Source organism: Deinococcus marmoris DSM 12784 (genome assembly GCF_000701405.1).
GTDB lineage: Bacteria > Deinococcota > Deinococci > Deinococcales > Deinococcaceae > Deinococcus > Deinococcus marmoris.
In genome coordinates this window covers 1-15505 of the sequence record NZ_JNIV01000097.1, presented here as the reverse complement: position 1 = coordinate 15505, position 15505 = coordinate 1, and the positions used below count along the sequence as shown (strand labels likewise).

Annotated in this window: 13 protein-coding genes; 8 read left to right on the top strand and 5 right to left on the bottom strand. The window is 64.3% G+C overall.

Going from position 1 to position 15505, the window contains the following annotated elements:
• Positions 1-600 precede the first annotated feature (600 nt).
• Together Q319_RS0118515 and Q319_RS0118510 are read left to right on the top strand one after the other, a co-directional pair.
• Complete coding sequence (locus tag Q319_RS0118515) at positions 601-1338, top strand: YebC/PmpR family DNA-binding transcriptional regulator (protein ID WP_029483935.1); 738 nt, start codon at positions 601-603, stop codon at positions 1336-1338.
• Positions 1339-1490: 152 nt separating this feature from the next.
• The gene (locus tag Q319_RS0118510) at positions 1491-1991 is read left to right on the top strand and encodes a trypco2 family protein (protein ID WP_029483934.1); all 501 of its coding nucleotides are present in this window, start codon (positions 1491-1493) and stop codon (positions 1989-1991) included.
• Positions 1992-2000: 9 nt separating this feature from the next.
• Here the strand turns inward: Q319_RS0118510 and Q319_RS0118505 are convergent, their stop codons facing one another.
• Positions 2001-3500 (bottom strand): amidohydrolase, encoded by a 1500-nt coding sequence (locus Q319_RS0118505; protein ID WP_029483933.1) that lies wholly within the window; start codon positions 3498-3500, stop codon positions 2001-2003.
• Between the two features lie 308 nt (positions 3501-3808).
• Here Q319_RS0118505 and Q319_RS0118500 point away from each other — a divergent pair, with 308 nt between their 5' ends.
• Positions 3809-4843, top strand: coding sequence for an AfsR/SARP family transcriptional regulator (locus Q319_RS0118500; RefSeq protein ID WP_029483932.1), 1035 nt, complete (start codon positions 3809-3811; stop codon positions 4841-4843).
• Between the two features lie 430 nt (positions 4844-5273).
• The gene (locus Q319_RS0118490; protein ID WP_342667894.1) at positions 5274-6629 is read left to right on the top strand and encodes an HD-GYP domain-containing protein; all 1356 of its coding nucleotides are present in this window, start codon (positions 5274-5276) and stop codon (positions 6627-6629) included.
• Positions 6630-6660: 31 nt separating this feature from the next.
• Here the strand turns inward: Q319_RS0118490 and Q319_RS0118485 are convergent, their stop codons facing one another.
• From Q319_RS0118485 to Q319_RS0118475, 3 genes are all read right to left on the bottom strand, one after another.
• Entirely contained in the window at positions 6661-7560 is a 900-nt protein-coding gene (locus Q319_RS0118485; protein WP_029483930.1) for a carbohydrate kinase family protein, read from the bottom strand.
• Between the two features lie 49 nt (positions 7561-7609).
• On the bottom strand, positions 7610-8287 hold the full coding sequence (locus Q319_RS0118480; RefSeq protein ID WP_029483929.1) for a hypothetical protein: 678 nt from the start codon (positions 8285-8287) through the stop codon (positions 7610-7612).
• Between the two features lie 179 nt (positions 8288-8466).
• Positions 8467-9468 (bottom strand): GNAT family N-acetyltransferase, encoded by a 1002-nt coding sequence (locus tag Q319_RS0118475; RefSeq protein WP_029483928.1) that lies wholly within the window; start codon positions 9466-9468, stop codon positions 8467-8469.
• Between the two features lie 62 nt (positions 9469-9530).
• Here Q319_RS0118475 and Q319_RS0118470 point away from each other — a divergent pair, with 62 nt between their 5' ends.
• From Q319_RS0118470 to gcvP, 4 genes are all read left to right on the top strand, one after another.
• Positions 9531-10199 carry a PIG-L deacetylase family protein gene (locus Q319_RS0118470; RefSeq protein ID WP_162178675.1) on the top strand — a complete coding sequence of 223 codons (669 nt, stop codon included), beginning with the start codon at positions 9531-9533 and terminating at the stop codon, positions 10197-10199.
• 60 nt (positions 10200-10259) lie between these two features.
• Entirely contained in the window at positions 10260-11345 is a 1086-nt protein-coding gene (gene gcvT / locus Q319_RS0118465) for a glycine cleavage system aminomethyltransferase GcvT (protein ID WP_029483926.1), read from the top strand.
• Between the two features lie 58 nt (positions 11346-11403).
• Positions 11404-11766, top strand: coding sequence for a glycine cleavage system protein GcvH (gcvH, locus tag Q319_RS0118460; RefSeq protein WP_029483925.1), 363 nt, complete (start codon positions 11404-11406; stop codon positions 11764-11766).
• A gap of 204 nt (positions 11767-11970) precedes the next feature.
• Positions 11971-14820: an aminomethyl-transferring glycine dehydrogenase gene (gene gcvP, locus Q319_RS0118455; protein WP_029483924.1), complete on the top strand. Its 2850-nt coding sequence runs from the start codon at positions 11971-11973 to the stop codon at positions 14818-14820.
• Positions 14821-15209: 389 nt separating this feature from the next.
• Here the strand turns inward: gcvP and Q319_RS0118450 are convergent.
• Positions 15210-15505: IS66 family transposase (locus Q319_RS0118450; protein ID WP_029483923.1), on the bottom strand; the 296-nt coding region annotated here is incomplete at its 5' end.

Below are 15505 nucleotides of genomic sequence, written 5' to 3'. Positions count from 1 at the left end.
AACTGGGCTTGGGTCAGGTCCGACGAGTAAGGCTTGCGTTTCACACCTCAAGCTTGCCACCGGGTCTGATCCTTTATAAACGCGCTCTGAGAAGCTGGGTGATGCAGAGATCTCTCTCATAAAAGTGATAAGACCGATAAACACGGCGTTTTTAGCTCCTCCCTCCTTGCGGGGGAGGCTGGGAGGGGGGAACCGCAGACGCCGTCCCAGCGCAGCCAGAGAAAAATGACATCTTGCGAAAATCAGCGTAAAGCCAAACATGAGAGACTTGTCTGCATCACCAAGCCCCTTAGAAGGGAGGCAAGAGTTGCAGAATTGCCCGTGCAGCGGCGCTCCTTGGCTCCCTTTTGAGGGGAGCTGGCTGCGAAGCAGACTGAGGGGTTTCTTTAACGTCTGCACCTGCGGGTATGCTGTGATTTGGGCATAGCTTTACCGGGCCGGACACCCTCTTTCACCAGGGCGTCCGGCCACTTCCTTTTCCATTTGAGAGGGTTAGGTTGTGGGCCGACGTGTCGCCCCGGTCATCTACCTGATCTGTCATACATCCCGCCCGTCACCGGACCCGCACAGTGTACCCGCTGACGCTAGAATGCCCCCCTGATGGCAGGTCACAGCAAATGGTCCCAGATCAAGCGCAAGAAAGGCGCAAACGACAAGAAACGCAGCGCGATGTACAGCAAGCACATCCGCGCAATCGGGGCGGCGGTGCGCTCCGGCGGCGGCGGCGACCCGGCGGGCAACCTGTCCCTCAAGAACGCCATCGCGGCGGCCAAGACCGACACCGTGCCGATAGACAACATTGAAAACGCCGTTAAACGGGCGCTGGGCGCGGAAGCTGGGGCCGCCGAATTCAAGGAAGTGACCTACGAGGGCTACGGCCCCGGCGGCACGGCCATTTTCATTGAAGCGCTGACGGATAACGTCAACCGCACCGTGGCCGACATCCGCTCCGTGTTCAACAAGCGCGGCGGCAGCCTGGGCACCAGCGGCAGCGTGGCGTGGCAATTCGAGAAAAAAGGTGTGCTGCTGCTGCGCGACACCGCCGAGGCCGTGCAGGAAATCGCCATCGAGAACGGCGCGGAGGACATCCAGGAATCTGAGGATGGGCTGGAAATCAGCACCGGACCCGCCGATCTGTACGCCGTGCAGGAGGCCCTGAGCGGTGCGGGCTACGAGATCGAGAACGCGGCCCTGACCATGATTCCCACCAACATGGTGGCCGTGGAGGGAAGCGACGCCCGCAAACTGCTGGTCATCATCGACGCGCTCGAAGATCTGGACGACGTGCAGAACGTCTATTCCAACGCCGACATGCCGGAAGACGAGGAAGAGGAATAACCGAGGCCCCGCCGGAGCACAGGCGTACACTGATCCCAGATCGTTTCCACGCTTACAGATCGCTGGCAGGCGCAGGAACGAACGGCGCGGTGCCGCCCGCAGTTTCCGGCCCCCGCGCCCCGTCTTCTCTGAGACTGCGCCGGGGGAGAACCATGCCCAACAGGGCCGTGTCGGTGCTGGAATTTGTGACGGCGGTGCAGGCCAGCGTCGCGCAGGATTTCGGGCGGGAAAGCGGAGAGCCGAATGCGCTGGTGGTGCAGCACATCGAGCTGGAGCTGAAGACCGTGCTGGCCCGGAAGTCGGGCGGCGGCTTCGAGTGGAAACTGGTCACGGCCACGGGCGAGGCAGCGGACACCCAGACCCAGACCCTCTCGCTGTGCTGGGAGCGGAGGCCGGTGCAAAAGAGCTTCGCCCCGGAAGCATTGCCCGTGGACCTGCCCTATCAGCTCATCACGGGAATGGACGCCCTGAGAATTGGGGCCGGGGCGTGGGCGCAGCTCTCCGCCGACCTGCCGTTTCGCTCGGTGGGCGGACAACTGGTCTTCGCGGTGGCGGTGCAGGAAGACGGCAGCCTGTATATCGGCAAATTCGGGGGCGGCGCGGGCGAGGGGCGGATGCACACCGTCACGCTCAAGCTCGCGCCGCTGGGCTGAGGCCGTGCGCTACAGCACCAGCGCCCGCGCGTTGCCGCCCAGCTTGTCCCACAGCGTGAAGGCCGCCCGTGCGCCGGGGCGGATATGACCCTCGTCGTCCCAGCCCGCCGCAATCGCAGGACCACGTGTGTGTGCCCACAGCACGTCCTCGGCGGTCATGGCCTCGCTGGGGGCCAGCCGCCCGCCGCTGTCGTCCACGCGGGTGATCGCGGCGGCAAAACTGGCGCGTGGATCGGGGGCCGCCACCGGAGCGTCGCTGCCGAAGGCCAGAATCGCCCCGGCATCCATAAGCGATTTGAAGGCGTAACTGCCGTCTGCCAGATGAGGCATCAGTTCGCGGATCATGGGCGCGTCGGCCTGGAGGTGGATGGGCTGCACGCTGCACACGAAGCCCTTGTGGCGCGCAATATCTTCCGGGCGCAGATGCTGGGAATGCTCGATGCGTAAGCGGATGCCCTTTGCCTCGGCGGCGGCACGCAGGTCGTCGTACACGTTCAGCACTTCGGTATTGGCCCGGTCCCCGATGGCGTGGGTCACGGGGGTCAGGCCCAGGGCGATGGCTTCCAGCCCGCGCTCGCGGATCAGTTCCGGGGGGTCCAGGGCGATTCCGGTGCCGGAACCGTCTGCAAACCCTGGCGTGTGCAGCCAGGCGGTGCGGCTGCCCAGCGCGCCGTCCGCAAAGAATTTGACGCCGCCCCACTGGAACAGTCCACTGCCGCCGGAGCCGATGCCCAGTTCGCGGGCCGCATTTAGGCGGGTGTGCGGCAGGCAGGCCCAGATTCTCAGCGGCAGCTCGCCGCGCGCTGCCAGCGTCTGAATGGCGCGCGGGGCATCGGGCGATTCGTAGGCCATCGTGTGTGTGCTGACATAGCCGCGCGAGGCCAGATCATCGGCCCCGGCTTTCGCGGCCTTCAGGTATTCGGCCTCGCTGGGGGCAGGCATCACGGCGGAGACCAGTCCGCTGGCGTGTTCCAGCAGGCAACCCAGAGGATGAACAATCTGGCCGCCCTCTGGATCGGGGGTTTCCGGCGTGATTCCGGCGGCGCGCAGGGCGGCGCTGTTCACCCAGGTCATGTGCAGATCGCGCGAGAAGAGTTGCACCGGGTGGTGGGGGCTGACCTCGTCCAGCAGGGCCGCCGTGGGATAGCCGTTCAGGCCCAGTTCCGAGAGCAGAAAGCCGCCGCCGCGAATCCAGGTTCCGGCGGGGGTGTTCATCGCCACCTGCGCCACGCGGGCCTGCACCTCGGAGACGCTGCGTGCGCCGTGCAGATTGATCTGCGACAGCGAAAAGCCGTAGGCCACCAGATGCGTGTGGGCGTCGCACAGCCCCGGCGTCAGGATCAGGTCGCGGTGATCGAGCAGTTCAGCGCGCGGGGCCAGCGCCCGCAGATCCGCCGCCTCGCCCACGGCCAGCACGCGCCCGCCGCCCACCAGCACGGCCTCGGCACGCGGCTGCGCGCGGTCCTGGGTGATCACCTGGGCCTGGATGATGGTCATGGGTTGGGTCATGGTCCGCAGAGTAATGCACAGGACGTCATGCACGGGATTTAAGGCACAGGACCGGGAGACGGAAGCGCGCCCAGGCCCACGCCACCCGGACAACTGACAGCGCACCACACAACCGTTGTTCAGGCCGGGCTGGACCATCTGGGCAGCAGCAAAGCCAGGATAATTCGCAGATCAGGCCATGCGTCCCAGAAACGAGGCGGCGTGCTTTGGCCTCCCAGTCGATCAAAATTACCTCTGCTGATCCCCACCGATGAAGCTTTGTCTACTTTCGTCCATGCTTCCCTCACCCTTCTGTTAGAATCGCCGATATGCCCCGGATTCTCGTGGTGGATGACGACGCCGCCATCCTCAAACTCGTCAGCGTGATCCTCAGCCGCGCCGGGCATGAGGTGCGGACCAGCAACCATCCCGTGGAGGCGCTGGAACTCCTCAAGGTCTTCACCCCCGATCTGGTGATCAGCGACGTGGTGATGCCGTACATGACGGGGCTGGAATTCCTGGAAAAGATGCGTGAACACGAGCATCTCTCGGCCATTCCCTTCATGCTCCTGAGCAGCCACGCCGAGCGCGGCGACGTGCGCCGGGGCATGAATCTGGGCGCAGACGACTACCTGCCCAAGCCGTTTACCCCGCAGGACCTGACGGTGGCCATCGACGCCCGGTTGCGCCGCGCGGGCCTGAACGTGCAGGCCGAGGGCGGGATGCAGGCCAAGGCGCTGGGCACCGCGCAGGTGGTCTGGCAGGGCGCGGCGGTGTCGTGGGTCAGCCGCAAGGCGCTGGAACTGTTCTTCTTTTTACTGGAACACAAGGAAGTCACCAGTTGGGAGGCCGCCGAGGCGCTGTGGCCGGAAAAGGACGAGGCCCGCGCCAGTTCTCTGTTCCACACCACGCTGCACCGCCTGCGCCGCAGCCTGAGCAGCGAAACCGTGGTCAGCGCCAACCGCCGCTACGCGCTGGCCGGGGACCTGAATCCCGAATACGACGTGTACCGCTTTGAACTGCTGGCCACCCAGGCCGAACACGGCAGCCTGGGCCTGGAAGAAATGCGCGAGCTGACCAGCCAGTACGGCACCTTCCTGCCCGGCGCAGACAGCCCCTGGGTGGACGACGTGCGCTCCCGGCTGGAGCAAAAGCAGATGAGCGTCCTCAGTCTGGCCGCCCGCGCCGCCACCGAGGCGGGACGGTCCAAGGACGCCGCCCAGTTCCACCAGCGCGCCCTGGCAATTGACCCCATGAGCGAGCTGGACTGGCAGGGCCTGGCCCGCGCCCTGGACACCATCGGCGATCCGCGTGCCCGCCTGGCCGCCCAGCGCGAGGCGTGGTGGGCCGTCGATCTGGACTGAGAACTCTGGACTGGGAATTCTGAGCTGGCAATTCTGGATGCGAAAGGGTCTGGATGGAGCGGGCATTGCCGTCAAGAAACCGTGGGTTCGTGGGGCTATTCCAGATTTGTCCCTGAACGTTCGGACCCGTGCATCCAGACCCACGCACCTTAGAAAGACTCCAGAAAAAATATAAATATTCAGAATCAGTCAATCCTGATTTTTACTAAAAAACATGCAATGGGTGAGAACTACCTGTGCATTTGCAATGACATACCCTCGGCCTCCGACTTGGGGACTGGCCTGCGGATGCTGCTGTTTCAGGCATCGTTCTGGACTGCGGCAGCCAGTTGATGAATCTTTTTGCCCCCATCCAGGGGATGCTTTTCACTGGTTGAGAACGACCCGAAAAACATTAAATTTGTAAGAATGTCGGTGCTAGACTTTTGAGGTGCCTTTTCCCAGCCTCTGGTCTTACTTGCTGCTGTTACTGGGAACCGGGACTGTGGGTTATGCGTCCTACGGTCATTATCCGGGTCTGATGGCCGGTGCGGGCGTGCTGCTCATCATCGGGGCGTGGTCCCTGGGCATGGCGTGGCGCTGGGCGGCATTGCTGCTCTATGTGGTGGCCTTCGTGGCCTCGCTGGTGCTGCCCGGCCATACGGCGACGGTGCAGGAGTTGCTGGGCGCGCTGCTGGTCATTGGCGGTCTGGGCTACATCATCCTGCGCGAACAGGGCACCGAGCGCGAACTGGAGTGGCAGCGCAACACCGTGGTGGCACTCCGCAACGGCAGCGAGCGGCTGGCCGAGGCCCGTGACGAGCAGGCCATCATCCGCGCCGGGATCGGCATCCTGAGTACCCTGAAGGTTGCCCCCAACCTGGCCTTCGTGGCCTACCGTCAGGGCACGCCGTACATTCTGGCCGCCAAGGGCGCTTACGAGGCGCTACTGGAGCGCCCGATCCACCCCAGCCACAACGACAGCCGCAGCGTCCAGGCAGACCACTGGGTCGCCGAGGAAGCGCTGGACCTGCTGAAAAAACCGCAGCGCCGCCGCTACCATGTCGCCCCAGTCTACGGGCGGGCCTCCAACCACCTGGGCGTGCTGATCCTGACCCGCAGCACCGACGTGGACTTCGACGATGAAGAAACCTCGGTGGTGGCCTCCTTCGCCCGGCTGCTGGGGGCGCAACTGGGACAACTGAGCGCCATCCGCGAACTGCGTGACGCCAACGAAGTGACCCTGCGCTCGCTGGGCGCGGCCCTGGAACACCGTGACGACGACACCGGCGGCCACACCACCCGCGTGGTCAGCATGAGCCTGCGGCTGGCCCGCCGCCTGGGTTGGGACGAGGAACAGGTGAAGGCGCTGCGCTGGGGCGCGTACCTGCACGACCTGGGCAAGCTGGCCATTCCCGATCAGATCCTGCACAAGCGCGGACCGCTGGACCCCGCCGAGCGGCAGGTGATCCAGACCCACACCACCATCGGCTACGAGATGCTTCAGGACCTGCACTTCCTGCCCGCCGAGACGCTGGATCTGGTGCGCTACCACCACGAGCGCTGGGACGGCACCGGCTATCCCGCCAGCCTGCGCGGCCAGAACATCCCCGAAACGGCCCGCGTCTTCTCGATTGTCGACGTGTACGACGCCCTGACCAATGCCCGTCCCTACAAGCTCGCCTGGACCCGTGAACACGCCATGGCCGAGATCCGTTCCCAGGCCGGGCGGCAGTTCGATCCGCAGTACGTCGACGCCTTCCTGCGCATGATGGCCGAGCAGGACGACGCCGTAATCGTGATCTGAACCTGCCCCGGAGATGTGGAGGAAAGGCGGGTTAGCCCAGCGCCTCCAGATCGGTCCGTGTGGGTGCGTAGGCTCCGGCGTGAGAACAGGCGGCGGCAGCGGCTTTCAGACCCAGCGCCAGATGTTCGGGCCACAGCGCGTTCGGGCGTTCGGTGGCCGAGACCAGCAGCCCGGCGCACAACGCGTCGCCCGCGCCCACCGTGTCGGCCACCTGCACCGGAAAGGCAGGCAAGTCGGCCCGGCCCGCCGCGTGGTACAGACTGGCCCCCACCGAGCCGCGCGTAATCACAATCGGCGCACGCGGATTCCAGCCGCGCAGGGTTTGCAGCGCCCCGGCCTCCGAGGTGCCGGGAAAGAAGAACCCCAGGTCCTCGTCGCTGAATTTCAGCAGGTCCGAGTTGCGGGCCACGCGCTCCATGACCGCCGGGTAATCGGGGTGGCTGTGGGTGATGCGGGCGTTGGGGTCAAAGCTGATCTTCACGCCAGCCGCGCGGGCCTGTTTAACCAGCGCCAGCAGCGTGTCGGCCAGCGGCCAGCGGCTCAGGCTGATGCCGCCCACATGCAGCCATTTGACGGCCTGAAGCCAGCCCTCCGGCAGCTTGGCGGGGTCAAAGTGCAGGTCCGCGCTGTTCTCGCCCAGGAAGCGGTAGGCGGGCGGAGAGGCGCTGTACACCACGGCCATCAGCGTGGGGGCGGGCACCCGTTGCAGGAAGCGCAGGTCCAGCCCGGCCTGTTCCGAGGCGCTGAACAGATCGTCCCCGAAGTTGTCCTGGCCCACCGCCCCGGCAAAGGCGCTGGGCACACCCAGGGCAGCGCAGGCCCGCGCCACGTTCCAGCCCGCCCCGCCCGGATGCGCCGTCCAGGCCAGTCCCCCGGCAGTTACGAGGTCAGTCAGGGCTTCTCCGGCGCTTACGATCAGGGGCAGTGGCATAGGTGTCTGGAAGGCTAGCGCGGGAGGGGCTGTCCAACCGTCTAAAAGTCTAACGGTCCAACCGCCAACGGCCCATCGGTTGAGTCAGCGTTTCGCAGTTCAGGCGCTGGGCAAGCTTCAAAAACTCCGCGTCATGCGCCGGACTGGTCCATGCTGGAGATTGCACCAGCAGCAGCGCCTCCACCTGTGCGGGAGGGGGCAATGTCAGAACGCGGGTCAGCGTCACGCGGTCCAGTACCTCCAGCGGCAGCAGGGGCAGCAGTTCGGCACGGGTGCGGTCCAGATCAAAACCCTCCGCGACAGCCAGAGTCTCGTGCCACTGCGGATACAGGCAGGTGTACCGCCCGATCAGGCCCGCGCGCAGGCCCAGGCCCGCCCAGTTGCCGGGGCGCACGCGCATGGCATCTCCGCTGAAGCTGGCGAGGTCATGGTGGGAATCCACGTTCAGCACGTCTCTCCCTGGAAACTGTTGCAGCCACGCCCAGGCGTCGGCATGACTCAGGGCGACAAAGGCGGGAACTCCGGCGTATTGCTCCAACTCCTGCCAGCCGGGATACAGAGGAAAATCCTCCGCCAGCGCGGCCCAGTCTCCCCCACCCCGTTTCTGAACACGCTCTCGCCACGCTTCCAGCCGGTCCTGCTCACGGTCACGGGTTCCCCAGATCGGCGCGTCAAAGACAAACTCACGGGTGCCGGAATAGGCGTCCCAATCCATGCTCAGCAGCACAGGCGGGGGCCAGTGGGAGCAGGCAGCAGAGAGCAGACAGTCACAGCCCTATCTTCTCTCTTCAAAGCGTCAGAGCTTACGCAAGTAACTGACTGTCGCTGGGTGATGCGGAATGGCCCCGCTCATCAACCCGGCCATAGTGGGGAAATCGGCGTCGGTGGCGGGACGGATAGTCATGCTCACACCTCATCCAGCCTGAGTTCGTAACGGTAGCGGGTGGAGGTTCGCTTAAAACCCAGCCCCTCGTTCATACGCAGCATCGCCACGTTGGGCGAATCGTTGAAGGTGCGGATTTCACCGCCGCCCAGAGCATTCAGCCCGCGCATGGCCGCCACCTTCAGCGCTTTGGCAATCCCCTTGCCCCGGTCTGCCCGTTTGACCCCGGTCATGCCGATGTAATAAAAGCCGGACGGATTGCGCCCCAGTGTGCTGTAGCCGATACAGGGGCCGGTCAGTGGATCATCCAGTTCTGGCCGAATGGCGACAAAAGAGAGGTGCGGGGCCAGCGTGGGGTCTTCCAGCTCCTGCTTGACCCAGGCTTCCAGCGGGCGCTTGGTCAGGGTCATGCCCATCGGCACGTCCTGAAACAGTTCCCAGTCCAGTTCGTATAGCCAGCGGTTGCGCTGGGGTTCGTTCGCCAGTTCTGTCAGCGAACGGAATTCCACCCCGTCTGCGGCCACCGACGCCAGCAGACCGTCAAAGCGCGAGAGGTCCACATCTGCCGGATTCAGCCGCGATTCGTAGCGTTCCCAGGCGGCCACATAACCGCGCTTCTCCAGAAAGGCCCGGCCCGGCGCGTCGTTGACCTCGTCGCTGGACATGGTGCGGACTTCACGCGCCCCGCGTTCGCGCACCCGCCGCAGCAATTCGTCATGCAGCGCCGCGCCGATGCCCTGCCCACGGAAGTCCGGGTGAACCCCCATCTGACCACCGTAACGCCAGTCCTCAAAGGCAAAATCGTCGTGGCCGATGCCGCCCGCACCCACGACGCGCCCACCGCACTCGGCCAGTACCTCGGTGTAGAACAGCGCCGGATCGCGGGATTCGTCCCAGGTCTGGAGCAGCTCGGGCGTGAGGGGCCAGGACGGATTGCTGGCGTTCAGCACGTCCGCGACGGCGGCGTAATCCTGCGGTTTGCGGAACTCCCGCAGCGTGAAGTTCCGTGGTGTGGAAGGGGTCATGTCCGCATTGTGACCCCGCCCGATTGCGCCGCGCATCCGCCAGCACGCTTATGCTGCGGGGCATGACAGACGCACGAATGAAGTTCCTGATCATCGTTCCCCACCCCGACGACGAGGTCTACGGCGCGTCCGGCACGCTGATGAACCTGCTGGAAGAGGGCCACCGCTGCGGGCTGGTCACCCTGACACGCGGCGAGGCGGGCCGCACGCTGGGGCTGGCCGAGGGGCCGGAGGAACTGGCGCGAATGCGGGAAGTGGAGCTGGCCGCCTGCCTGGAAGTGATCGGCCTGACCACCACGCCCGGCAGTGTCCACGAGCAGCACACCTTTCCCGACAAGTACCTGAAAGACCAGCCGTTAGAGGCGCTGATTGAGGTGGCCCGCGAGGCCATGACCCGTCACAGGCCCGAAACCGTGCTGACCTTTCCGCCCAACGGCAGCAACGGCCACCCCGATCACGTCACCACCCACCGCGCTGTGAAAGCCGCCTGGGACGCCTTGCCGGAGAATGACCGTCCCGCGCTGTGGTACTACGCCAGCGATACACCCCCCGAGAACGAGGAACTGCGCGCCGAGTGGCTGCCGCCGAACCTGAGCCACGACGTAACCGCGCACATCACCCGCAAACTCCAGGCCATCGCCTGCCACCGCACCCAGGCGCTGAGTACCGTGGACTTTATCCGCAAATTCCCGCAGCGTGTCACGCTGGAAACGTTCTATGTCGTGGATTGAACACGGCTACCCGTCCCACTCCCCCGGACGCCTGCCCCCCCATTCGGCTACCATTTCAGGGTGACCCAGACCCCCGATAGCCCGCCAGAACCGACGCTGAAGCGCACGCCGCTGCACGCCGCCCACCTGCGGGCTGGGGCGCGAATGGTGCCCTTCGGCGGCTGGGATATGCCCGTGCAGTACGCGGGCCTCAAGGCCGAACACGACGCCGTTCGCAACAGCGCAGGCATGTTTGACGTGTCGCACATGGGCGAATTCCGCGCGACTGGCCCCGGCGCACTGGCTTTCTTGCAGGGCGTGACCACCAACGACGTGAGCAAGCTGCGCCCCGGACGCGCCCATTACAACTGGCTGCCGGGCGAGGCGGGCGGCCTGATTGACGACATTTATATCTATATGGTGGCCCCAAATGAATACCTGCTGGTGGTCAACGCGGGCAATATTGACAAGGATTGGGCGCACCTTCAGAAGCATCTGGCCGGGCATGACCTGACGCTGACCAACGAGTCGGACCAGTGGGCGTTGCTGGCCGTTCAGGGGCCGAAAACACTGGAGTTGCTCCAGCCGTTCAGCGACACAGATCTGGCCGCGAAGAAGAAGAATGCCTACTTCGCTGCAAAACTCTTCGGCTTTGACGTGATGCTGGCGCGGACTGGCTATACCGGTGAGGACGGCTTTGAGGTCTTCGTGGGTGCCTCCGAGGCCGAGACGCTGTGGGACAAACTGCTGGAAGCAGGCATTGCCCCCGCTGGCCTGGGCGCACGCGACACGCTGCGGCTGGAGGCGGGGTTCCCGCTGTACGGCCACGAATTCAGCGACACCATCCACCCGTTGAGCAGCAGCTACGGCTGGGTGGTCAAGGACAAGGAACACCTGGGCCGCGCCCACATCACTGCCGCGCCGCAGCAGAAGCTGATCGGGCTGAAGCTGGAGCGCGTGCCGGTGCGCGAGGGCTATCCGGTGTACGCGGACGGCGTGCAGGTCGGCACCGTCACCAGCGGCAGCAGCAGCCCCACGCTGGGCCACCCGATTGCGATGGCCCTGGTGGACGCCGCCCACGCCGAGAGCGATAGCTTTGAAGTTGAAGTGCGCGGCAAGCGGCACCCCGCCACGCGCATGGCCCTGCCCTTTTACCGGGGCGCGTAACAGCGCCGCACGTTCCCCCGCCTACAGTCCTTCCCCCCATTCCACAGGAGAATCAACCATGAATACCCCCTCTGAACTGAAGTACGCCGCCTCGCACGAGTGGCTTTCCCCCGACGGCACCGTGGGCATTTCCGACTTCGCGCAGGATCAACTGGGCGACGTGGTGTACGTGGAGCTGCCCGAGGTGGGCCGCGAGGTCACGGCGGGCGACACCATTGCCGTGGTGGAATCGGTCAAGACCGCCAGCGACATCTACGCCCCCGCCAGCGGCACGATTACCGCCGTCAACGAAGATCTGAACGGCAGCCCCGAGAAGGTCAACGAGTCGCCCTACGAGAACGGCTGGCTGTTCAAGATGGACGTGACCGAGGCCAGCGCCGATTTGATGGACGCCGAGAAGTACGCGGAGACGGCGGAGTAAAGGTTTTGGTGGGGTGGGTTCGCTGGTCACACGCCCCCCCTCCCCGCCTCCCCCACGAGGGGGGAGGAGCTAAGAGACTGAGTGCCTAAATTTTTTCATCTTTTCTCCCTCCCTCTTTATGGGGGAGGGCCGGGGAGGGGGTCAACCGAAGCGTCCCGCCCGGCCAACGGTTTGCCCCTTCCCCCTCTCTTTTAAGGAGTCCAAATGCGTCCCCTCTCCGAACTGCTGAACACCAACGATTTCACCCGCCGCCACATTGGCCCCACCGCTGCCGAGCAGGCCCAGATGCTGGAAAGCCTGGGCGTTGCCAGCCTGGATGAGCTGATTGAAACCACACTGCCGGAAGCCATCCAGTTTCACGGCGAGCTGACGGCGGGGCCGGGCGTCACCGAGGCGCAGGCGCTGGCCGATTTGAAGGCCGTGGCGCAGAAGAACAAGGTGTTCCGCAGCTATATCGGGATGGGGTACGCGGGGACGCACACGCCAGGGGTGATCGGGCGCAACATGCTGGAGAATCCGGGGTGGTACACGGCCTACACGCCGTACCAGGCCGAGATCTCACAGGGGCGGCTGGAAATGCTGCTGAACTTTCAGCAGATGGTGATGGACCTGACCGGAATGCCCGTCTCCAACGCCAGCCTGCTGGACGAGGCGACGGCGGCGGCGGAAGCCATGACCCTTGCCAAGCGCAGCGGCAAGAGCAAGGGCAACGTGTTCTTCGTGGCCGACGACGTTCACCCGCAGACGCTGGCCGTGATCCAGACGCGGGCGGAATACTTCGGCTATGAGATCGTGACGGGCAAAATCTCCGGCGAGCTGCCAGAAGGCGTGTTTGGTGTGCTGGCGCAGTCTCCCGGCACGCACGGCGAACTGCATGACCTGTCGCCCGTGGCCCAGAAAGTCCACGCGGCAGGGGCGGCACTGATCGTGGCCGTCGATCTGCTGGCCTGCGCCCTCGTGACACCGCCCGGCGAGCAGGGCGCGGACATCGTGGTGGGCAGCGCCCAGCGTTTTGGCGTGCCGATGGGCTTCGGCGGGCCGCACGCGGCGTTCCTGGCGTGTCAGAAGGGTTTTGAGCGTTCCATGCCGGGCCGCGTGATCGGCGTCAGCAAGGACAGCAAGGGCAAGGTGGCCCTGCGGATGGCGATGCAGACGCGCGAGCAGCACATCCGGCGCGAGAAGGCCACCTCCAACATCTGCACGGCGCAGGCGCTGCTGGCGAACATGGCCGCCGCGTATGCCGTCTACCACGGGCAGGAAGGCATTCGCACCATTGCCGAGCGCACGCACCGCATGGCCGGAATCGTGGCGAAGGCGCTGAATGATGCGGGCATGACCGTCAACGACAGCTTCTTTGACACGCTGAGCTTTGACGGCGACGCGGCGGCGATCCGGGAGCGGGCGGAGGCGCGGGGCATCAACTTCCGGTATGGCGGCGGGCGCATCGGCCTCACGCTGGATGAGACGGTCACGGTGGCTGACCTCTCCGACATTATTGAAACCATCACCGGAAACTCGGTGGACGTGCTGGAACTGGATTCGCAGGCTGTGGACGGCATCCCTTCCAACCTCAAGCGAACCTCCGAGTACCTGACGCATCCCACCTTCAACACGCACCACAGCGAACACGGGATGCTGCGGTACCTGAAGACGCTGGAGAACAAGGATTACAGCCTGACGCACGGCATGATTCCGCTGGGCAGTTGCACCATGAAGCTGAACGCCACCGCCGAGATGATCCCAGTGACGTGGCCCGAATTTGGGCAGCTCCACCCGTTTGCGCCCGCCGATCAGACCGAGGGCTACGCGCAGATGCTGACCGAGCTGGAAGGCTGGCTGGCCGACATCACCGGCTACGACGCCGTGAGCCTGCAACCCAACAGCGGCGCACAGGGCGAGTACGCGGGCCTGCTGACCATCCGCAAGTACCACGAGAGCAACGGCGACAGCCACCGCACCGTCTGCCTGATTCCGGCCAGCGCGCACGGCACCAACCCCGCCAGCGCGGCCATGATGGGCATGAGCGTGGTGGTGGTCAAGACCGACGCCGAGGGCAACATCGACTTCGCGGATTTGCAGGCCAAGGCCGAGCAGCACAGCGAGAACCTGGGCGCACTGATGATCACCTACCCCAGTACGCACGGCGTCTACGAGGCTAATGTCACCGAGGTCTGTGACTTGATCCACGCGCACGGCGGGCAGGTGTACCTGGACGGCGCGAACATGAACGCGCTGGTGGGCGTTGCCAAGCCGGGGCTGATCGGCAGCGACGTGAGCCACCTGAACCTGCACAAGACCTTCGCCATTCCGCACGGCGGCGGCGGGCCGGGCATGGGGCCGATTGGGGTCAAGGCGCATCTGGCTCCCTTTTTGCCCAACCACTCGGTCATTCCTACCAGTGACAGCCAGACCGGGGCCGTGAGCGCCGCGCCGTATGGCAGCGCCAGCATTCTGCCGATCTCGTACCTGTACATTCGGCTGCTGGGGGCGCAGGGCCTGCGCGAAAGCACTGGCGTGGCGCTGCTGAACGCCAATTACATCGCGCAGCAACTGGACGGCGCGTACCCGATTCTGTACACCGGGCAGGCCGGGCGGATCGCGCACGAGTGCATCATCGACATCCGGCCCCTCAAGGCCGACAGCGGGATTGGCGAGGAAGACATTGCCAAGCGGCTGATGGACTACGGCTTCCACGCCCCCACCATGAGTTTCCCGGTTCCCGGCACGCTGATGATCGAACCCACCGAGAGCGAGCCGAAGGCGGAGCTGGACCGCTTTATCGCCGCCATGCTGGGCATCCGCCGCGAGATTCAGGAGGTTCAGGACGGGCTGATCAAGGCCGAGGACAGCCCGCTGAAGCACGCGCCGCACACGCAGGAAGACCTGCTGGCCGCAGACTGGAACCGGGCCTACAGCCGCGAAGTGGGGGCCTTTCCCACCGCCGCGCAGAAGCAGTGGAAATACTGGCCCGCCGTGAACCGGGTGGACAACGTGTACGGCGACAGAAACTTCGTGTGTAGCTGCCCGCCGATGGAGGAGTGGGTGGGGGCTTAGGGATTGCAAACTCCATAGGTCTGTAGGAAGGCGCTAGACTCTAAAGGATGACCCAGAGAATCATATGGTAGAGCCATCCAAATCTTTCTTAAATCAAGCCAGCAACCTTGTCACAACATTAGCGACAAACCCCTGGATCATTTCAATAGGTTTTATACTGACTGCGTTAAGTATTGTATTAGCGATATTTTTCTATCTTAAGAGCAAAAAGGTTAAGTCAATATCCTTTGTCGTCATGAGCAATAATTTAGTTTATGATCTCAAGTCTACGCTCAGTGACTTGACTATCCACTATAAAGGCGAACCAGTAAATACCATAACGGTGTCCAGAATAGTTATATGGAACTCTGGAAATACGGTGATAAATTCCGGTGATTTTCCGTAACTACTCAGCGCGAGAAGTCGGGCATGAGGATGTCACCGCGAAATACACTCACGAGGCCCTGCCAGACATGTATGCCCTGCTTGCGAAGTGTGGAGATATAGCTGCGAATCCGGCAGAACGCCGCTCCACCAGTCAGAGACCGAAACCCACCTGACACTTTGCGCTTGATACAGAACATCCGAATATCCCGTTCCGCCTGGTTGTTGTCGAAGGGAACGTCGTCCCGTTCGAGAAACAGAAGCACCGCATCTCGGTGCTTCTGACACCGCAAGGCCAAATTCCGGCCCGGAGTTTGCCTGG